Below are 19,760 nucleotides of genomic sequence, written 5' to 3'. Positions count from 1 at the left end.
GTATTGTTTGCGAGCGCAAACTTCCTTCCATCCCATGTCCAGCCAACAGGCACACAGTCAGCCGAGGCGGTTCAGCTGCCGTTTTCCCGGAGATGACACGCTGTCACATTGACCGGCCGCTCCGCACGGCCTTGCAGGCACTTCAGCGCACGCCGTTGGCGTCCGCAACGGTCAGCGCCGTCATGTTGACAATGCGCCGCACCGTTGCCGACGGCGTCAGGATGTGCACCGGCTTGGCCGCACCCAGCAGCACCGGGCCGATGGCGATACCGCCGCCCGCCGCCGTCTTGAGCAGGTTGTAGGCGATGTTGGCCGCATCGATGTTGGGCAGCACCAGCAGGTTGGCCTCGCCGGTCAACGTGGAATCGGGCATCAGCTGCTGGCGGTAGGCGGCGTCGAGCGCGGCATCGCCGTGCATCTCCCCGTCGACTTCCAGCCAGGGCGCCTCCTCGCGGATCATCGCCAGCGCCTCGCGCATCTTGATCGCCGAGGGCTGGTTGCTCGAGCCGAAGCTGCTGTGCGACAGCAGCGCGGCCTTGGGCAGCAGGCCGAAGCGCTTCATCTCCTCGGCCGCCATGATGGTGATCTCGGCCAGCTGCGCGGCCGTCGGGTCGTAGTTGACGTGGGTGTCGACCAGCATCACCTGCCGGTTGGGCAAGATCAGCCCGTTCATGCAGGCATACGTCTTCGCACCCTTGCGCAGGCCGATCACCTGGTTGATGTAGTGCAGGTGCAGCGCGGTGGTGGCCCAGGTGCCGCAGAGCAGGCCGTCGACCTCGCCCTTGTGCAGCAGCATCGAGCCGATCAGCGTGAGGCGACGGCGCATCTCGATCTTCGCGTACTGCTGCGTGACGCCATTGCGCGCGTTCATGCGGTGATAGGTCTGCCAGTAGTCGCGATAGCGGTCGTCCTGCTCGACGTTGACGACGTCGTAGTCGCGCCCGGCCTGCAGGCGCAGGCCGAACTTCTCGCAGCGCTGCGCGATGATGGCCGGCCGGCCGATCAGCGTGGGGCGCGCCAGGTTCTCGTCGACCACCACCTGCACCGCGCGCAGGATGCGCTCTTCCTCGCCTTCGGCGTAGGCCACGCGCTTGTGCTTGGAGGCCTTGGCGATGGTGAAGATGGGCTTCATCGTCGTGCCGGAGGCGTAGACGAAGTTCTGCAGCTTGTCGCGGTAGGCGTCGAGGTCCTTGATGGGCCTTGTCGCCACGCCGGACTCGGCCGCCGCTTTCGCCACCGCCGGCGCGATCTTCATCATCAGCCGCGGGTCGAAGGGTTTGGGGATCAGGTAGTCGGCCCCGAAGCTCAGGGTCACGCCGGCATAGGCTGCCGCCACCACGTCGCTCTGCTCGGCCTGGGCCAGCTCGGCGATCGCATGCACCGCCGCGATCTCCATCTCGACCGTGATCGTGGTCGCGCCGCAGTCGAGTGCACCGCGGAAGATGTACGGGAAGCACAGGACGTTGTTGACCTGGTTCGGGTAGTCGGTGCGGCCGGTCGCGATGATCGCGTCGCTGCGCACTTCCTTCACCTCCTCGGGCAGGATCTCAGGCGTGGGGTTGGCGAGCGCGAGGATCACCGGCTGCTTCGCCATCTTGGCGACCATGTCCTTCTTGAGCACACCACCGGCCGACAGGCCGAGGAACACGTCGGCGCCTTCCATCACCTCGGAGAGCGTGCGCAGCGTCGTCTTCTGCGCGAAGACGATCTTGTCTTCGTCCATCAGCTCGGTGCGACCTTCGTAGACCACACCGGCGAGGTCGGTGACCCAGATGTTCTCGCGCGGCAGGCCGAGCTTCACGAGCAGGCTCAGGCAGGCGAGTGCCGCCGCCCCCGCGCCCGACGACACGAGCTTGATCTCGTTGAGCTTCTTGCCCGTCACGCGCATCGCGTTCAGCACGGCTGCGCCGACGACGATGGCGGTGCCGTGCTGGTCGTCGTGGAACACCGGGATGTTCATGCGGCTGCGCAGCGCGCGCTCCACATAGAAGCAGTCGGGCGCCTTGATGTCTTCGAGGTTGATGCCGCCGAAGGTGGGCTCGAGCGCCGCAATGATGTCGATCAGCTTGTCGAGGTTCTTCTCGTTGACCTCGATGTCGAACACATCGATGCCGGCGAACTTCTTGAAGAGCACGCCCTTGCCTTCCATCACCGGCTTGGCGGCCAGCGGGCCGATGTCGCCCAGGCCGAGCACCGCGGTGCCGTTGGTGATGACGGCGACGAGGTTGCCGCGCGAGGTGTAGCGGAAGGCGTTGGCCGGGTCGGCCACGATCTCTTCGCAGGCCGCGGCCACGCCGGGCGAATACGCGAGCGCCAAGTCGCGCTGGTTGACCAGCTGCTTGGTCGCGGCGATGGCCACCTTGCCGGGGGTCGGGAACTCGTGGTACTCGAGTGCAGCGCGGCGTAGCTCGGCACGCTTTTCTTCTGAAGAGCTCATGGCCATCTCTCGTGTTTGCGATCACGTGCGCCAGGGGGGCGCGAACGGTGGGCAGCGATTGTAGGAGCGCCCCGCACAGCGTCGTGCGCGTAATTGCGTATCGCCTGGGCAGCGACGTCCGCAATACTGGTGACCGTCACGCCCATGTACCACTCCACCTTCGCCCTCCCCGCCGTCTCGGCCCGCCCGCGGCGCTGGCGCCGGGCACTGCTGTGGGGCGCGCTCGTGGGGCTGCTGCTGGTCGCGCAGTCGCTGCTGGTGTGGCTCACGCTCGACTACGAAAACAACCGCGCGCAAGAGCAGGTCGACGCCGCCGCCGCCGCCGCCATCGGCGACCTGCGCCACGCCCTCAGCAGCGACCTGCAGGACCTGCAGGCCCTCACCTGGAACAACCCGCCGGTGCTGCAGTGGCGCGCCGACGCGAGCGACGTGCTGCGCGTGCGGCGCGAGCTCCTGCGCATCGAGCGCCGCGACGCGGCGATGCGCATCGAGTCGGTGGTGAGCTCGCCCTACCAGACGGCCCTCTTCACGCAGATCCCGCGCGACCGCATGGAGTTCGAAGCCCAGCTCGCCTGCGCCAACGCGCAGCGCCAGGCCGGCCCCTCGTACTCGCGCAGCTACTTCGTGCCGCTGCCAGGGGGCATGGGTCTCGAAGTGGTCGACGTGTGCCTGCCCTCGCAGGCCGCGGGCGAGATCACCGGCTACCTCGTGGGCACCTTCTCGCTGACCACGCTGTTGAGCGACGTGGTCAGCGCCGAGGTCACGCGCAAGCACGAACTCTCGTTCGTGGAAGGCGACGGCACCCGGCTCGCCCGCGCCGGCCTGCCGCGCGGCACCGGCGTCTTCCGCAGCGACCGGGTGCTCGACCTGCCCGGCCTCACGCTGCAGCTGCGGCTCGACAGCGGCAAGGGCCGCGCGCGCCTCATCCCCAACCTCACCATCGCCCTGGTGCTGAGCCTCTCGCTCGCCCTCGGCGGGGTGGTGTTGCTCCTGGCACGCGACGTGCGCCGCCGCGCCGAGGCCGAGACGGCGCTCGCCGAAGCCCTCGCGGTGCGCAAGGCGATGGAAGACTCGCTCATCACCGGCCTGCGCGCCCGCGACCTGCAAGGCCGCATCACCTACGTGAACCCCGCCTTCTGCAACATGGTCGGCTTCAGCGCGCAGGAGCTGATTGGCCAGGCCACGCCGCCCTACTGGCCGCCCGAGCACGTGCAGGAGTACACCGCGCGCCAGCAGGTGCGCCTGACCGGCAGCACGCCGCCGCCGGCCGAAGGCCACGAGACCGTCTTCATGCGCAAGAACGGCGAGCGTTTCGCCGTGATGATCTTCGAGGCGCCGCTCGTCGACGGCCAGGGCCAGCACACCGGCTGGATGAGCACCGCGCTCGACGTGAGCGCCCAGCGCCGCGTGGAAGAGATCTCGCGCCAGCAGCAGGAGCGCCTGCAGGCCACCGCGCGCCTGGCCACGGTCGGCGAGATGGCCTCGCTGCTGAGCCATGAGCTCAACCAGCCGCTCGCCGCCATCGCCAGCTACGCCACCGGCTCGCTCAACCTGCTGAACGACACGCAACAGCCCGACAGCGCCGAAGCGCGTGCGGAGACGCAGTCGCTGCTGCGCCAGGCCGCCCAGCGCATCGCCGAGCAGGCCGAGCGCGCCGGGCGTGTGATCAAGAGCGTGCACGACTTCGTGCGCCGCCGCGAGCAGGCGCGCGAGGTGATCCGGGTCGACGATCTCATCGAGTCGGTGATGCCGCTCGTGCGCCTGCAGGCCCGCAAGAGCGGCACCCGCATCGAGCTCGACCTGCCGACGCCGCTGCCGCGCGTCGAGTGCGACCGCACCATGCTCGAGCAAGTGCTGCTCAACCTCACCCGCAACGGCATCCAGGCGATGGAGACCACCACGCCGCTGCCCAAGCGCGAGCTCCTGATCCGCGTGCGGCACACGCACGAGCGCTGGGTCACCTTCAGCGTCATCGACCACGGCCGCGGCGTGCCGCCCGACGTGGCAGAGCGCCTCTTCACCCCCTTCTTCACCACCCGCGCCGAAGGCATGGGCCTGGGCTTGAGCCTGTGCCGCACAGTGATCGAACAACACGGCGGCGTACTCGACTTCCAGAACCTGCCCGCCCCGCCCGGCAGCCCGCACCGCGCCGGCGGCGCAGAATTCCGCTTCACCTTGCCGGCGGCGCCCACCGGCCACACCGCGCTGAAGGCCAGCACCACCGAACGAGCCTCCTGAAAGCGAACCCCCGATGGATGCCAACCCCAACCTGCAGCTCGGCCTGCCGATGGTCTACCTGGTCGACGACGAAGACGTCGTGCGCGATGCGCTGGCCTGGCTGCTGCGCACCCGCCGGCTGCTCTCCGAAGGGTTCGCCAGCGCGGAGGCCTTCGAGGCGATGCTGAACTCGCGCATCGGCCCGCCCGGGGCCAGCCACGACGGCACCGCCCACTGGCCGGTCGCCCCGAGCTGCCTGCTGCTCGACGTGCGCATGCCCGGCACCAGCGGCCTGGTGCTCTTCGAGCGGCTCATCGAGCGCGGGCTGCTCTCGCTGATGCCGGTGATCTTCCTCACCGGCCACGGCGACGTGCCCACCGCCGTGGCCGCCGTCAAGCGCGGCGCCTTCGATTTCGTCGAGAAGCCCTTCTCCGACAACGCGCTCGTCGACCGTGTGGAGCAGGCCCTGCAGGCCAGCACCGAAGCCCTGTTGAAACGCCGCGACGAGACCAGCGTGCGCCGCCGCCTGGCCGACCTCACCGAGCGCGAACGCGACGTGATGCACCTCGTCATCGACGGCCTGGCCAACAAGCTCATCGCCGACCAGCTCAACATCAGCGTGCGCACGGTGGAAGTGCACCGCGCCCGTGTCTTCGAGAAGATGGACGTGAAGTCGGCGGTCGAGCTGACCAACCTGCTGCGCGCGCTGCGCACGGACGGCGGCCGATAATCGCGGCCCTCCTGTTCCAATCGCCGCTCCCACGCGCCGCCCCCGTGCCCACGCCTTCCACGCCCCTCGGCGAGTTCGACCTCATCGGCAAGTACTTCACGCGGCCGGTGCAGCGGGTGGCCCTCGGCGTGGGCGACGACTGCGCCCTGCTGCAACCGGCCCCCGGCCTGCAGCTCGCGGTGAGCAGCGACATGCTGGTCGAGGGCCGGCACTTCCTCTCGACCGTGGCGCCCGAGCGTCTCGGCCACAAGGCGCTCGCTGTCAACCTGAGCGACCTCGCCGCCTGTGGCGCGCGGCCGCTGGCCTTCACGCTGGCCCTCTCGATGCCGCGCGTCGACGAACGATTCCTCGAGGGCTTCTCGCGCGGCCTCTTAGCACTCGCCGAGGCCCATGGCTGCGAGCTCGCCGGAGGCGACACCACCCAGGGCCCGCTCAACATCTGCATCACCGTGTTCGGCGAAGTGCCACCGGGCCAGGCCCTGCTGCGCAGCGGCGCGCGGGCGGGCGACGACGTCTACGTGAGCGGCACCGTGGGCGATGCGAGGTTGGCGCTCGAGGCCTTCCGCGGCACCGTGGCGCTGGCGGGCGACCATTTCGAGCAGGCTCGCGTGGCGATGGAGCAGCCGCAGCCCCGCGTGGCGCTCGGCCTCGCGCTGCGCGGCATTGCCAGCAGCGCGATCGACGTGTCCGACGGACTGCTCGGCGACCTGCGCCACATCCTGCAGCGCTCGAAGGTCGGCGCCAGGCTCGAGGTCGACCGCCTGCCGCGCAGCGCGGTGCTGGCAGCGCAGCCCCTGGCGCTGCAACGCGAATGCACGCTGGCCGGCGGCGACGACTACGAGCTCGTGTTCACCGCCGCGCCCGCCCACGCCGACGCCGTGCAGGCTGCCGCACGGCAGGCGGCGACGCCCGTGACGCGCATCGGCCGCATCGAGGCCGGCTCGGCGCTCTTGCTCGTCGATGCACAAGGCCAGCCGGTCGCCGACCACTTCGGCTCCTTCGACCACTTCAAGTCATGACGCCGGCCGACCCCGCCCTCAACCCGCCCTTGCGGCCGGCACCGCTCAAGCCGAGCGCGCGCTTCATGCTGCGCCACCCGGCGCACGTGATCGCGCTCGGCTTCGGCAGCGGCCTGTCGCCCGTCGCCCCGGGCACCGTCGGCACGCTGTGGGCCTGGCTCGCCTTCCTCGTGATGCAGCCGCACCTGAGCGACCTGCAGTGGGCGCTCGTGCTCGGCGTTGGCACGCTGGTAGGCTGGTGGGCCGGCACCGTGACGGCGCGCCACCTCCACACCGCCGACCCGAGCGCCATCGTGTGGGACGAAGTCATCGCCTTCTGGGCCGTGCTGTGGCTCGTGATGCCGGCCGGCTTCTGGGGCCAGGTCGCCGCGTTTGCGCTCTTCCGCTTCTTCGACGCGGTGAAACCCGGCCCGGTGGCCTGGGCCGATGGGCTCTTCAAGGGCAAGCGCGGCGCGCCCATCGGCTGGGGCCAGGGCTTCGGCATCCTCTTCGACGACCTGGTCGCGGCGCTGTGCACGTTGATCGTGATCGCGCTGTGGAGGTGGGTGTGAGCCACGCACTCGCGCGCTGGGACGATGCGGTCGCCTCGCTCGCGCAGGCGCTGCGTGCGAAGGGCTGGCACCTCGCCACCGCCGAGTCGTGCACCGGTGGGCTGATCGCGGCGGCCTGCACCTCGATCGCCGGCTCCAGCGACTGGTTCGAGCGCGGCTTCGTCACCTACTCCAACGAGGCCAAGACCGAACTCATCGGCGTGCCGGCCACGCTCATCGCCCAGCATGGCGCCGTGAGCGCGGAGGTCGCGCGCGCGATGGCCGAGGGCGCCTTGGCACAGGCGCGCGTCGACCTCGCCGTGGCCGTCACCGGCATCGCCGGCCCGGGCGGCGCCACACCCGGCAAGCCCGTAGGCACGGTGTGGATGGCGGTGGCCCAGCGCGGCACCCCCACCCACCCCGTGCTGCTGCAGCTCGACGGCTCGCGCAGCGATGTGCGCGAGCAGACGGTCGATGCCGCCCTGGCGGCCCTGCTCCACGCCGCACGATGAGCCTGCTGCTCGCCACCGACTTCGCCTCCGACACCCTGTCGGCCTGGGCCGAACAGTTGCGGGCCGCCTTGCCTGGCGTGCCCGTGCTCACCGAGCGCAGCGCCGCCACCGATGGCGAGGTCACGATGGCCCTCGTGGCCAACCCACCGGCAGGCGCCTTGAGCGGCCTGCCACGCCTGGGCTTCATCCAGTCGATGTGGGCCGGCGTCGACAAGCTGCTGCGCGACGACACCCTGCCGGCCGAGGTGCCGCTCGCCCGCATGGTCGACCCGGCGATGAGCGCCGCGATGGCCGAGACCGCACTCTGGGCCGTGCTCAACCTGCACCGCGACTACTTCCGCTACGCCGAGCAACAACGGGCCGGCGTGTGGCAGCAGCTGCCGCAACGGCGCGCCGACGAGGTGCACGTGGCCGTGCTGGGCCTCGGCGAGATGGGCCGCGCCGTGGCGTGGCGCCTGGCCGGCAATGGTTATTTCGTGAGCGGCTGGAGCCGCCGACAGCGTGTCATGGTCGGGGTGGACACCTGCTACGGCGATGCCGCGCTGGCCGACCTGCTGCGCACGGCGGACATCGTGATCAACCTGCTGCCGCTCACGGTGCGCACGCATTCGCTCTTCGACGAGCGCCGCTTCTCGCAGATGAAGCGCGGCGCCGGTTTCGTGAACCTGGCGCGTGGCCAGCATGTGGTGGAAGCGGCCTTGCTCGCCGCGCTCGACAACGGCCGCATCGGCCGCGCGGTGCTCGACGTCTTCCACGCCGAGCCACTGCCGCCGAACCACCGCTTCTGGGTGCACCCGCAGGTGACGCTGCTGCCGCACGCGGCGGCGCTGACCGACCTCACGAGTGCGACCGGTATCGCCGTCGCCAACCTCCAGGCCTTCCTGGAAGGCCGCCCGGTCTCCCACCTGGTCGACCGGACCAAAGGCTACTGATCAGGCGCTGAGCGCCAGCCGCACGGTCTTGCGTGGCCCACCACCCGCCGTCCACTGCACCAGCATCAGCACCAGGCGCTTCAGGCCTTCCCAGGCGTCGAGCGGCCAGTCGGGGTGCTTCAGGCCCTTGGCGAGGCCATCGCAGATCTGCGCGGCTTCCACCAGCTGGGCCAGGGCGTTGTCGGTGAGCAGCGGCACGGCACGCTCGAAGAGGCGCTCCTTCGCGCCCCACACGCGTGCTTCGCGCAGCGCCATCGGCAAGGGCTTGCCGTGGTTCATCGCATCGCGCACGCGCTTGAGCGAGAGGATGTCGTTGGCCAACGTCCAATGCACCAGCACCGCCGCTTCGCCCTCGGCCTGCAGGCCATCGAGCATGCGCAGCGCACGCGTGGCCTGGCCGGCGAGCACGGCTTCGCCGAGCTTGAAGACGTCGTAGCGCGCCACGTTGAGCACGGCCGCCTCGATCTGCTCGAAGCTCAGCTCGCCCGCGGGGTAGAGCAGCGCGAGCTTCTGGATTTCCTGGTGCGCGGCGAGCAGGTTGCCTTCGACGCGGTCGGCGAAGAAGGCCAGCGCCTGTTGCCCAGGCTCGCCACCCTGCACCCGCTGGCCCTGCGCGGCCAGCCGCTGCGCGATCCACGCCGGCAAGGCCTTGCGCTCGATCGCGAACACCGGCACCGACACGCCGGCCCCATCGAGCGCGGTGAACCAGGCGCTCGCCTGCTGCGTGCGGTCGAGCTTGGGCAGCGTGACGATGGTGACCACGTCGTCGCTCAAGGTTTCGCAATAGCGCTGCAGGGCCTCGGAGCCGTCCTTGCCGGGCTTGCCCGAGGGGATGCGGATCTCGATCAGCTGCTTGTCGGCGAAGAGGCTCATCGCCTGCGAGGCGCCGAGCAGGCCGCTCCAGTCGAAATGCGCACCGGCCACGGTGTGCACCTGGCGCTCGGTGTGCCCGGCCGCACGGGCCGCGGCGCGGATGGCGTCGGTCGCCTCCTGCGACAGCAGCGGCTCGTCGCCGTAGACGACGTAGAGCGGGCGCAGCCCCTTGGCGAGATGGGCGGAGAGCTGGTCGGCGCGTACCTGCATGAGGCTGGATTCTCTACAAGCTCTTCACGGCTGCCAACCGGCGCAACACCTGGTTCGCGATGTCGCTCTGCATCGCGCGGAAGAGCATCTCTTCTTCCTGCTCCTTGCCCAGCGCGTCGCGCTCGTTGTAGGTCATGTCGCGGGTCAGGGCGATCGCGGTCGACGGGATCAGCTCCTTGCCCGCCAGCGTCTTGAGGCGGAACTGCAGGTGCAGGCGCAGCTGCACTTCACGCACCTGGCCCGCCGTGGTCGACACCACCACGCCCTTGTCGCGCTTGTCGGTCTGCGCGTCGAAGATGACCTCGGCCTGCGTGGGCACCTCCACCACGCGGGTGGTGGTGCTGGTCGCGATCTGGCGACGCAGCTCTTCGGCGAGGGGCGAGTGCGGCTTGAAGCCAGAGAGGTAGATGGTCTTGAAGCTCAATTCGGGCGCGCGGCGCAGCTGGAAGCCGCAACCCGCGGCGACGGCCGCGAGCCCGAGAACGAAGGAACGACGCAGAACGGTCACCCGACCACCACGTTCACCAGACGGCCCGGCACGATGATGACCTTCTTGGGCGACTTGCCTTCAGCGAAGCGGATGAAGTCCGGGTTGGCCAGCGCCGCCGCCTCGATCGCCGCCTTGTCGGCCGCCGCCGGCACCTTGATGGCACCGCGCAGCTTGCCGTTGACCTGCAGCATCAGCTCGATCTCGTCCTGCACCAGCGCAGCCTCGTCGACCTGCGGCCAAGGCGCGTCGAGCAGGTCACCGTGCACGGTGGCGTAGCCGAGCTCCTGCCAGAGCTGCCAGGTGACGTGCGGGCACGCCGGGTAAAGCGCGCGCAGCAAGATGCCGAAGGCCTCGCGGATCACCGCCGGCGCGCCGACCTTGAAGCCTTCGAGCGCGTTGAGCAGCTTCATCACACCGGAGGCCACGGTGTTGTATTTCATGCGCTCGTAGTCGTCGCTGATCTGCTTGAGCACGGTGTGCACCTCGCGGCGCAGCGCCTTCGCCTCGGGGCCGTCGCTGCCCGTCGTGTCGCCGGTGGCACGCAGGGCTTCGGCGTTCTTCGCGGCGTAGTTCCACACGCGGCGCAGGAAGCGGTGCGCACCGTCGACGCCGGCGTCGTTCCACTCCAGCGTCTGCTCGGGCGGCGAGGCGAACATGACGAAGAGGCGGGCCGTGTCGGCGCCGTAGCGCTCGATCAAATCCTGCGGGTCGACGCCGTTGTTCTTGGACTTGGACATGGTGGTCCAGCCCTCATACGTGACCGGCTTGCCGTCGGCCTTGAGCGTGGCCGAGAGCACGTGGGCGTGTTCGTCGCGCACGATGTCGAGGTCGTGGGCCCAGAAGTAGTCCTTGCCGCCGTCGGTGCGCGAGAAGGCCTCGTTGAGCACCATGCCCTGCGTGAGCAGCTTGGTGAAGGGCTCGTCGACCTTCACGAGGCCGAGGTCGCGCATCACCTTGGTCCAGAAGCGCGCGTACAAGAGGTGCAGGATCGCGTGCTCGATGCCGCCGATGTACTGGTCCATCGGCATCCAGTACTGCGTGCCGGCGCCGACCATCGCGCGGTCGTTCTTCGCGTCGCAGTAGCGCATGAAGTACCACGAGCTGTCGACGAAGGTGTCCATCGTGTCGGTCTCGCGGCGTGCGGGCTTGCCGCAGGTCGGGCACTTGCACGCGAGGAACGCCTCGTTCTTGTTCAGCGGGTTGCCGCTGCCATCGGGCACCACGTCTTCTGGCAACACCACCGGCAAATCACGCTCGGGCACCGGCACCGGGCCGTGCTCGTCGCAATGGATGATGGGGATGGGCGTGCCCCAGTAGCGCTGGCGGCTGATGCCCCAGTCGCGCAGGCGCCAGGTGGTCTTCTTCTCGCCCAGGCCCTTGGCGGCAAGCGCCTTGGCCACGGCGTTCACCGCGTCCTGGTACTTGAGGCCACTGAAGTTGTCGGAGTTGATGGTCACGCCGCGCTGCTTGTCGGCGTACCACTCCTGCCAGTGGTCATAGGAGTAGTGCTCACCGTCGACGTGCACCACTTCCAGGATGTCGATGCCGTACTTCTTGGCAAAGGCGAAGTCGCGCTCGTCGTGCGCCGGCACGCCCATCACGGCGCCGTCGCCGTAGCTCATCAGCACGTAGTTGCCCACCCACACCGGCACCGCTTCGCCCGTGATCGGGTGCGACACGGTCAGGCCCGTGGGCACGCCCTTCTTCTCTTGCGTGGCGAGCTCGGCTTCGGTGGTGCCGCCGGTCTTGCACTCTTCGATGAAGGCGGCGACCGCGGGGTTGGCTTTCGCGGCGTGCGCGGCGAGCGGGTGCTCGGGCGCGACGGCAGCGAAGGTCACGCCCATGATGGTGTCGGCACGCGTGGTGAAGACGTAGAGCCTGCCATCCTGGATCAGCTGGCCGTCAGACCCGGCAATGCTGTGCGTGAAGGCAAAGCGCACGCCTTCGCTCTTGCCGATCCAGTTCTCCTGCATCAGCTTCACGCGCTCGGGCCAGCCGGGCAGCTTGTGCGTCACGTGCTCGAGCAGCTCGTCGGCGTACTTCGTGATGTTGAGGTAGTAGCCGGGGATCTCGCGCTTCTCGACCACCGCGCCCGAGCGCCAGCCTTTGCCGTCGATCACCTGCTCGTTGGCGAGCACGGTCTGGTCGACCGGGTCCCAGTTGACGACCTGCGTGCGACGCTCGGCGATGCCGGCCTTGAGCATCTTGAGGAACAGCCACTGGTTCCAGCGGTAGTACTCGGGCGAGCAGGTGGCGACCTCGCGGCTCCAGTCGATGGCCAGGCCCATCGCCTGCATCTGGCCCTTCATGTAGGCGATGTTGTCGTAGGTCCACTTCGCCGGCGGCACCTTGTTCTTGATGGCGGCGTTTTCGGCCGGCAGGCCGAAGGCATCCCAGCCCATCGGCATCAGCACGTTCATGCCCTTCATGCGCAGCTGGCGCGTGAGCATGTCGTTGATGGTGTAGTTGCGCACATGGCCCATGTGCAGCTTGCCGCTCGGGTAGGGCAGCATCGAGCAGGCGTAGAACTTCGGCTTGCTCGCGTCTTCGGTCACGCGGTAGGCGTCGGCGGCTTTCCAAGCGGCCTGGGCGGCGCGCTCGATCTCGGTGGGCTTGAAGTCGGGGTTCATGGCTCGGCTCGTTGGCTCGCTCTTCGGACAGACGCACCGGAATGACACACCAGCGCCCGCCTCCTTGGGGGACGGAATTATAGGAAGGGGTCCCGGCATGAGCCGGGTAGGTGCTTAAAAGCGCGGCAGGTCGGGGAAGGGCAAGAGCCCTTTCTTGACGTGCATCTTTCCGTACTCGGCACAGCGGTGCAGCGTCGGGATCACCTTGCCGGGGTTCAAGAGCCCCGCCGGGTCGAACGCGTGCTTCACGCCAAACATCTGCGCCCGCTCGGCCGACGAGAACTGCACGCACATCGAGCCGAGCTTCTCCACGCCCACGCCGTGCTCACCCGTCACCGTGCCGCCCATCGCCACGCTCGTCTCCAGGATGTCGGCACCGAAGAGTTCGCAGCGGCGCAGCTGGTCGGGGTCGTTGGCATCGAAGAGGATCAGCGGGTGCAGGTTGCCGTCACCGGCGTGGAAAACGTTGACGCAGCGGAGCATGTACTTCTTTTCCATCTCGGCGATGGCGATGAGGATGTCGGCCAGGCGCTTGCGCGGGATGGTCGAGTCCATGCACATGTAGTCGGGGCTGATGCGGCCGCTCGCGGGAAACGCGTTCTTGCGGCCGCTCCAGAAGCGCAGGCGCTGGGCTTCGTCGCGGCTCACTTCCATGCGGGTGGCGCCGCTTTCGATCAGCACGTCCTGCATGCGGCCGATCTCTTCGGCCACCTCTTCCGGTGTGCCGTCGCTCTCGCACAGCAGGATGGCGGCGGCGTCGAGGTCGTAGCCGGCGCGCACGAAGTCTTCGACGGCGGCGACCATCGGCTTGTCCATCATCTCCAGGCCGGCCGGGATGATGCCGGCCGCGATGATGGCCGCCACCGCATCGCCGGCACGGCGGATGTCGTCGAAGCTCGCCATGATGCAGCGCGCGAGCCGCGGCTTGGGCACGAGCTTCACCGTCGCCTCGGTCACGACCGCCAGCATGCCTTCGCTGCCGACCATCACGGCCATCAGATCGAGGCCCGGCACGTCGAAAGCCTCGGAGCCGAACTCGACCGCCTCGCCCTCCATCGTGAAGCCGCGCACGCGCAGCACGTTGTGCACCGTGAGGCCGTATTTCAGGCAGTGCACGCCGCCGGAGTTTTCGGCCACGTTGCCGCCGATGGTGCAGGCGATCTGGCTGCTCGGGTCGGGCGCGTAGTACAGGCCGTGCGGCGCGGCAGCTTCGCTGATGGCGAGGTTGCGCACGCCACATTGCACGACGGCCGTGCGCGAGAACGGGTCGACCTTCAGGATGCGGTTGAACTTGGCCAGGCTCAGCGTCACGCCCAGGCGGTGCGGCATGGCGCCGCCCGAGAGGCCGGTGCCCGCGCCGCGTGCCACCACCGGCACCTGCAGGCGGTGGCAGGTGCGCAGCACAGCAGCCACCTGATCTTCCGTTTCAGGAAGGGCCACCGCCAGCGGCTGCTCGCGGTAGGCGGTGAGGCCGTCGCACTCGTAGGGCACGGTGTCTTCGGTGTGCCACAGCAGGGCGTGCGGCGGCAGCACCGCCGTCAGCTCCGACACGACCTGCGCGCGGCGCGCCACGCGCTCGTTCTGCGCGGACTGGGAAGGGGCGAATGCGGTGTTCATGCAGCGAAGCTCAGGTGCCCGGGAAGACGGTCAACACGCCGGTGTAGCCATAAAGATGCCGGCGCGCGATCTCGCCCGACGCGAAGAAGCCGACCAGAGGCACGTCGCCCAGCGCGCGCTGGATGATCGCCAGCTCCGCCGAGGGCGCCCCGAAATGCGGCCCGCCACGGCCGAGGCAGCTCACGTAGATGGCGCCGGCCATGCGGCGCGCGGGGTGCGGCGCATGGTCGGCCTGCGCGCCCTGCAGCGCGAGCGCGGCCTCGACGGTCAGCGTCTCGGGCTCCAGCTCCTCGCGGATCTCGGCGCAGATGCGCACCAGGTCGCGCCGCGCCGCTTCGGTGTCGCGCCGGCACCAGGCGAGTTGCAGGCCGGGCTCGACGCCATCGGCGAGCGCCACCGCGCCGCGCGCCGGGTCGATGCCGACGATGTGGCGCACGCGGGTGTCGACGCCGAACTGCCCTGGGCGGGCCAGCGCGTCTTCGCTGGCGTCGTTCAGCCCGGCGAGCGTCTCGCGGATGCGCGGCAGCGCCTCGCGCGGCTCGCGCTCGCTCACGCCGAGATCGCGCAGCAGGCAATCGAGCGCCAGCTCGCCGTCGAGTTCGGCCACCACGTTGCGCTCGGCACGGGTGACGCGGCGCACCCGGCCGATGGGCTGGCAGCCCTGGGTCACGCGCGAGATCAGCGCCACCTCGGGTGCAAACGCCACGCCCGAGAGGCCGCCTTCGAACACGCCGTCGGCCAGGTGCACCGGCTGGTTGCGCGCCGACACCAGGCCGCCGAAGAGGTAGCCCGTCTGTGTGGCATCGCTCAGGTCGACCAGCAGCTCGTCGAGCGCATCGGTGCGGCCGTCGGCATGCACCTGCGCCATCGCCGGCACGAAGCCGGCCGGCGCCTGGCCCAGGGGCTTGCGGCCGGAGAAGAGGCAGAACTGCTCGCGCGGCAGGTCGGTGAGCATGAGCGTGACGGCCGGCTCGTCGAAATACTCCACGCCGTTGGCGCAGATGCCCACGCCCACACCGCCCACCCACGAGACGCCCGGCCAGCGCTGCTGCAGGTCGGCCAGCAGCGCCTGCGCGTGCGGGGCGTAGTGGTCGCTGAAGTACACCCAGCCGAGCGTGGGCTGGCGGATGTGCAGGCCCGCCGCGTCATGCCGCTGCGCCTCGACCTGCGCGGCGGCCAGGGCCACGGCCATGCGCCAGTCGGGGTGCGTCGCGTGCGCGTGGGCGAAGAGTTTCATGGGCGGCTCAGCCCTTGTTGGAAGGGCGCTTGCGCGCGGCGCTCGCCGCCTTGCGCACCACCTTGCCCGGTGTCGAGGCTGCAGCCTTGAGAGTTTGGCCGGCTGCATCGACCGACTGCTTGATCATCGCGCCGGCCAGGTTCTTGGCGGCATCGGTGGCGCTGTCTTTCATCGCGGTCGCGGCCAGTTCGGTGAACTGCTTGGTGAGCGCGCCCCACCACTGCATCGGGTCGACCGCCTGCGGCGCGGGCGCCGGGGCGGCCGCCGACTTGCCGCGCGACGTCTTGGCCGCGGCCTTGGTGGCCGGCTTGGGCTCGGGGGCGGCGACGGGCACTGCCGCCGAGGGCTTGATGGTGAGCGAATCGCGCAGGTGATCCATCTGCACGTTCATGGTCTTCAAGGTGCTGAGCGTCATGCGCTGCACTTCGAGGGCCTGGATGGTGGCGCCCAGCATGCGGGCGTTCTGCTCCAGCCAGAACTGCACGGTGCGCAGCTCCTCGATGCGCTTTTCCAGTTCTTCGGGGTTGAGCGTGGGTGCGACCCACTGGCCGATGTTGGGAAGCGCCGAGCCGGCGTTCTTGACCAGGCCTTGCAGGAAGTCGAAACCGGGGACGAGCTTGGTGAAGTTGGCGGCGGTGTCGGCCATGTTTGTTGTCTCCTTGCTGGTGTCTCGTGAACGTGCGCCGGGCCATTGTGCACTCGCCACACCGCGCCGGCAGCCTCTGAACGAGGCATGCACACCGCCGTGGCGCTCAGCGCTGGAACTCGACGCGGGCCACCTCGTAGCCGCGTGCCGCCAGCAGCGCGGGCAAGGCTGCGGGCCCGAACATGTGCAGGCTGCCGACGGCCGCGAACACCGTCTTGCCGCCTGTGTGGAGCGCATCGATGCGCTCGGCCATCGGGCCGTTGCGGTCGTCGAGCAAAGCCTTGAGTGCCTGGCGTTCCTGGGGCGTGCGGGCGCACTCGCACCAGCGGCGATAGTTCGAGAGTTCTGCCGCCCGGCCCTGCTCCCACGCCGTGGCCACACGCCGCAGCAGCGGGCGCACGCGGCCGCGTTCGAGGTCGCCCAGCATCTTGTCCACGCTTTCGCGCAGCTCGGCCGCCGACTCGCTGCGCAGCAGGCCGATCTGCTGCTCGGGGGTTTCGAGCGATACCACTTCCTTGCCCTCGCGCCGCGCGAGCTGGGCCAGGGCCGGGTCGATGGCATAGCCCGCGTCGAGCCCGTCGCGGCGGGCGGCCATGACCGTGAGCGTGGCCGCCAGCATCTCGGGCGGCAGCGCCTGCTGCAACTCGAGCGGTGCGCAGGCGGCCTGCAGCTGCCGGCGCAGGCGCGCGGCCAGGTCGTCGGGCAGCACGGGCGCGGCCGGGTCGCGGGCCGCAGCGCCCAGGCCGTCCTGCAGGCGCTGCACGAGCGCGGGGTCGGAGAAATCGAGCTCGAAGGCCGCCACGTCGCTCGCCCGCAGCGCGTCAGTCACCTGGGGGCCGGGGAAGACCCACTCCAGGCGGCCGAGGTGGATCGTGCCGTAGAGCCATGAGGTGCGACCGCCCTTGCGGATGCGCCAGAGAAAGCCGCGGTCGCGCGCCTGCTCGCTGGCGCGGGCGACGGCCTCGGGGCTGGGCGACGGGGTGGGCGGGCAGTCGGGCGTTGCGGCCCGGGCGTGCAAGGCCAGTGCCGTGGCGAGCAGCAGCCACCAGCGCCAAAGCCTCATGGCGACGCCTCGGTGTGGATGGCCAGCACGCCATCGCGCTGCTGCCAGCGCAGGCGGCCCAGCACGTCCATGCCCAGGAGCGGACGATCGTCGAGGCCGGCCAGCGCGGTGATCGCCAGGCGCTCCACGCGCACGCCGCCTTGCAGCACCACGTCGGCGCGCACCAGGTCGCCCGTCACCACGCCGCCAGCGGTGTGGCTGCGCACCCGCTGCTGCGATTCGAGCGAGAGGGCGCGCGCCATCGCCTGCGACATTGCAGTGCCGGTGGCGCCGGTGTCAATGAGGAAGTCGACCGCGAGGCCGTTGATGGTGCCGGGCCAGTGGTAGTGGCCATCGGGCCCACGGCGGATCTCGATCACGCCGGTCTTCGTGACCGTGAAGCTCGAGCGCTGCCGCTCATGTTCGAAGTAGCGAAAACCCAGGAACACCACCACGCCGACCAACAGCCACACCGTGGCGATCTTCAGCGTGTGGGGAAACTCCTTCATTCGGCCGAGTCGATGGGTGCACGCACCGTCTGGTCGATCGCGCCGAACACGGTCTGCCCGTCGATGCCCTTCATCTCGATGCGAATCGTGTCGCCAAACTTCATGAACTCGGTCTTGGGCTCGCCGTGCTCGATGGTCTCGATGGCGCGCTTCTCGGCCACGCAGGAGTAACCATGCGACCAGTCCTTGTTGCTCACCGTGCCGCTGCCCACGATGCTGCCGGCGCGCACGTTGCGCGTCTTGCAGATGTGGGCGATCAGCTGGCCGAAATGGAAGGTCATCTCGGGGCCGGCATCGCACAGGCCCACACGCTTGCCGTTCCAGGTGCTTTGCAGCGGCAGGTGCAGGCGGCCGTCTTTCCACGCACCGCCCACTTCGTCGAGCGTCACCGCGACCGGGCTGAAGGCGGTGGCAGGCTTGCTCTGGAAGAAGCCGAAGCCCTTGGCCAACTCTGCGGGGATCAAGTTGCGCAGGCTCACGTCGTTGGCCAGCATCAGCAGGCGGATGCCTTCGAGCGCCTGGTCGGGCGTGGCGCCCATCGGCACGTCGCCGGTGATCACCGCCACTTCCGCTTCGAAGTCGATGCCCATCTTCTCGCTCGGCACCACGATGTCGTCGCAGGGGCCGAGGAAGTCGTCGCTGCCACCCTGGTACATCAGCGGGTCGGTGTAGAAGCTCTCGGGCATCTCGGCGTTGCGCGCCTTGCGCACCAGCTCCACGTGGTTGATGAAGGCCGAGCCATCGGCCCACTGGTAGGCGCGCGGCAGCGGCGCCATGCACATCGCCGGGTCGAAGGGGAAGGCGTGGCGGGCGCGGCCGTGGTTGAGCGAGACGGAGAGGTCTTCGAGCTGCGGCGAGAGGAAGTTCCAGTCGTCGAGCACCTGCTGCAGGCGGCTGGCGATGCCGTTGGCGTAGTGCGCCATCGAGAGGTCGCGCGAGACGACGACGAGCTGCCCGTCGCGGGAACCGTCTTTGTAGCTGGCAAGTTTCATGGGGTCTTGTCGTTTGGCTAGGATGCCTGGACTTCGTATTCTCTTCGCATGGCCCATTCCCCGTCTGCCCCTGCCCGGCGCCTCGCGCCCACCCTGCTGGCCCTGGCCGCGGGCGTGGCGCTGCTGCACTGGCTGGCCTGGGATCGGCTCGCTGAAGGTTGGGGCGTCGACAAGGCGTCCAGCGCGCGGCCCGCCGTGCAGGTGCGCACGCTGACACCTCCGGCGCCTGCGCCGGCCGAGGTGTTGCCGGTGGTGGTCGCCAAGCCTGCACCGCCGGCGCGCCGCGCACCGGCACCCGAGGCCACGCCAACACCGCCGCCCCCGCAGCAGGAGCCGGAGGAAGCGGTCGTCATCAACACCGACCCGGTGCTCGTGGCCGCCGCGCTGCCCGCCGACGCGGCGCTGCAGATGGTCCCGGTGGCCCGCGGCGAAGTGGGTCAGGATGAAGTGCCCGTCTACCGCACCCAGTTGCCCCCGCCGATGACGCTCGGCTACGAGCTCACCTATGGCCGCTGGACCGGCCGCGGCGAACTGGTGTGGCGGCCGAGCGGCAACAGCTACGAGGCGCGCCTCGAAGGCCGCGTGCTCGGCATGTCGGCCATCACGCTCGTGAGCAAGGGCAACCTCGACGCCGCAGGCCTTGCTCCCGTGCGCTACACCGACCAGCGCCGTGGCCGCGGCGAGCAGGCGGCCAACTTCCAGCGCAAGGCCGGCAAGATCACGTTCTCGGGCAACCCGGCCGAGTTCCCCTTGCTGCAGGGCAGCCAGGACCGCCTGAGCTGGATGGTGCAGCTGGCCGCCATCGCGCAGGCCGAGCCCAAACGCGTGGCCACCGGCTCGCGCATCGTGCTGCACGTGGTGGGCGCGCGGGGCGACTCCGACGTCTGGGCTTTCCAGGTCGAAGGCCCACAGGAAGTGAGCACACCCGACGGTGCCGTGAAGACGGTGAAGCTGCTGCGCGAGCCGCGCAAACCCCATGACACGCGTGTGGAGGTGTGGCTCGCCCCGAGCTTGCACTACCTGCCGGTGCGCGCGAAACAAACCACCGAGAACTCCAGCTGGGATTTGAGGCTCCAAACCTCACAACCGCCGACTTGAGGGCTCTGCATCCCGCATGGCTTGAAACGGCCCGCTTCA

Annotated in this window: 17 protein-coding genes; 7 read left to right on the top strand and 10 right to left on the bottom strand. The window is 69.6% G+C overall.

The window, feature by feature from the left end; genetic code table 11:
• Positions 1-142 precede the first annotated feature (142 nt).
• Complete coding sequence (locus KF892_18060) at positions 143-2,437, bottom strand: NADP-dependent malic enzyme (protein ID MBX3626930.1); 2,295 nt, start codon at positions 2,435-2,437, stop codon at positions 143-145.
• Between the two features lie 144 nt (positions 2,438-2,581).
• Between KF892_18060 and KF892_18055 the strand changes: the two genes are divergently transcribed.
• The 6 genes from KF892_18055 to KF892_18030 are packed head-to-tail and all read left to right on the top strand — an operon-like array spanning position 2,582 to position 8,377.
• Positions 2,582-4,675, top strand: a complete 2,094-nt coding sequence (locus KF892_18055; GenBank protein ID MBX3626929.1) for a PAS domain S-box protein — start codon at positions 2,582-2,584, stop codon at positions 4,673-4,675.
• A gap of 49 nt (positions 4,676-4,724) precedes the next feature.
• Positions 4,725-5,384, top strand: coding sequence for a response regulator transcription factor (locus tag KF892_18050; protein MBX3626928.1), 660 nt, complete (start codon positions 4,725-4,727; stop codon positions 5,382-5,384).
• A gap of 44 nt (positions 5,385-5,428) precedes the next feature.
• Positions 5,429-6,403, top strand: coding sequence for a thiamine-phosphate kinase (gene thiL / locus KF892_18045; GenBank protein MBX3626927.1), 975 nt, complete (start codon positions 5,429-5,431; stop codon positions 6,401-6,403).
• Positions 6,400-6,954, top strand: coding sequence for a phosphatidylglycerophosphatase A (locus KF892_18040; protein MBX3626926.1), 555 nt, complete (start codon positions 6,400-6,402; stop codon positions 6,952-6,954). The genes thiL and KF892_18040 overlap by 4 nt, the downstream gene beginning before the upstream one ends.
• Positions 6,951-7,445, top strand: coding sequence for a CinA family protein (locus tag KF892_18035; protein MBX3626925.1), 495 nt, complete (start codon positions 6,951-6,953; stop codon positions 7,443-7,445). Before KF892_18040 ends, KF892_18035 begins: the two co-directional genes overlap by 4 nt.
• Entirely contained in the window at positions 7,442-8,377 is a 936-nt protein-coding gene (locus KF892_18030; GenBank protein ID MBX3626924.1) for a glyoxylate/hydroxypyruvate reductase A, read from the top strand. Before KF892_18035 ends, KF892_18030 begins: the two co-directional genes overlap by 4 nt.
• On the opposite strand, the gene KF892_18025 is transcribed toward KF892_18030, so the two are convergent.
• The 9 genes from KF892_18025 to KF892_17985 form a co-directional block, all read right to left on the bottom strand.
• Positions 8,378-9,460 carry a DNA polymerase III subunit delta gene (locus tag KF892_18025; GenBank protein MBX3626923.1) on the bottom strand — a complete coding sequence of 361 codons (1,083 nt, stop codon included), beginning with the start codon at positions 9,458-9,460 and terminating at the stop codon, positions 8,378-8,380.
• A gap of 13 nt (positions 9,461-9,473) precedes the next feature.
• Positions 9,474-9,968 carry a hypothetical protein gene (locus tag KF892_18020; GenBank protein MBX3626922.1) on the bottom strand — a complete coding sequence of 165 codons (495 nt, stop codon included), beginning with the start codon at positions 9,966-9,968 and terminating at the stop codon, positions 9,474-9,476.
• Entirely contained in the window at positions 9,965-12,580 is a 2,616-nt protein-coding gene (leuS, locus tag KF892_18015; GenBank protein ID MBX3626921.1) for a leucine--tRNA ligase, read from the bottom strand. Before leuS ends, KF892_18020 begins: the two co-directional genes overlap by 4 nt.
• A gap of 114 nt (positions 12,581-12,694) precedes the next feature.
• The gene (locus KF892_18010) at positions 12,695-14,197 is read right to left on the bottom strand and encodes an FAD-binding protein (protein MBX3626920.1); all 1,503 of its coding nucleotides are present in this window, start codon (positions 14,195-14,197) and stop codon (positions 12,695-12,697) included.
• A gap of 10 nt (positions 14,198-14,207) precedes the next feature.
• Positions 14,208-15,434 (bottom strand): FIST C-terminal domain-containing protein, encoded by a 1,227-nt coding sequence (locus KF892_18005; GenBank protein ID MBX3626919.1) that lies wholly within the window; start codon positions 15,432-15,434, stop codon positions 14,208-14,210.
• Between the two features lie 7 nt (positions 15,435-15,441).
• The gene (locus KF892_18000; protein MBX3626918.1) at positions 15,442-16,080 is read right to left on the bottom strand and encodes a hypothetical protein; all 639 of its coding nucleotides are present in this window, start codon (positions 16,078-16,080) and stop codon (positions 15,442-15,444) included.
• A gap of 106 nt (positions 16,081-16,186) precedes the next feature.
• On the bottom strand, positions 16,187-17,143 hold the full coding sequence (locus tag KF892_17995) for a TraB/GumN family protein (protein MBX3626917.1): 957 nt from the start codon (positions 17,141-17,143) through the stop codon (positions 16,187-16,189).
• Complete coding sequence (locus tag KF892_17990; protein MBX3626916.1) at positions 17,140-17,631, bottom strand: retroviral-like aspartic protease family protein; 492 nt, start codon at positions 17,629-17,631, stop codon at positions 17,140-17,142. Before KF892_17990 ends, KF892_17995 begins: the two co-directional genes overlap by 4 nt.
• A complete protein-coding gene (locus KF892_17985) occupies positions 17,628-18,623 on the bottom strand; it encodes a fumarylacetoacetate hydrolase family protein (protein ID MBX3626915.1) in 996 nt (331 codons plus the stop codon). The genes KF892_17990 and KF892_17985 overlap by 4 nt, the downstream gene beginning before the upstream one ends.
• 48 nt (positions 18,624-18,671) lie before the next feature.
• On the opposite strand from KF892_17985, the gene KF892_17980 reads away from it, so the two are divergent.
• Positions 18,672-19,721, top strand: coding sequence for a DUF3108 domain-containing protein (locus KF892_17980; GenBank protein MBX3626914.1), 1,050 nt, complete (start codon positions 18,672-18,674; stop codon positions 19,719-19,721).
• Positions 19,722-19,760 lie beyond the last annotated feature (39 nt).

The organism is Rhizobacter sp. (assembly GCA_019635355.1).
In the GTDB taxonomy this organism is placed as follows: domain Bacteria; phylum Pseudomonadota; class Gammaproteobacteria; order Burkholderiales; family Burkholderiaceae_C; genus Rhizobacter.
Note: the sequence above shows the minus strand (reverse complement) of the source record. Positions and strands in the feature narration are given on the sequence as shown.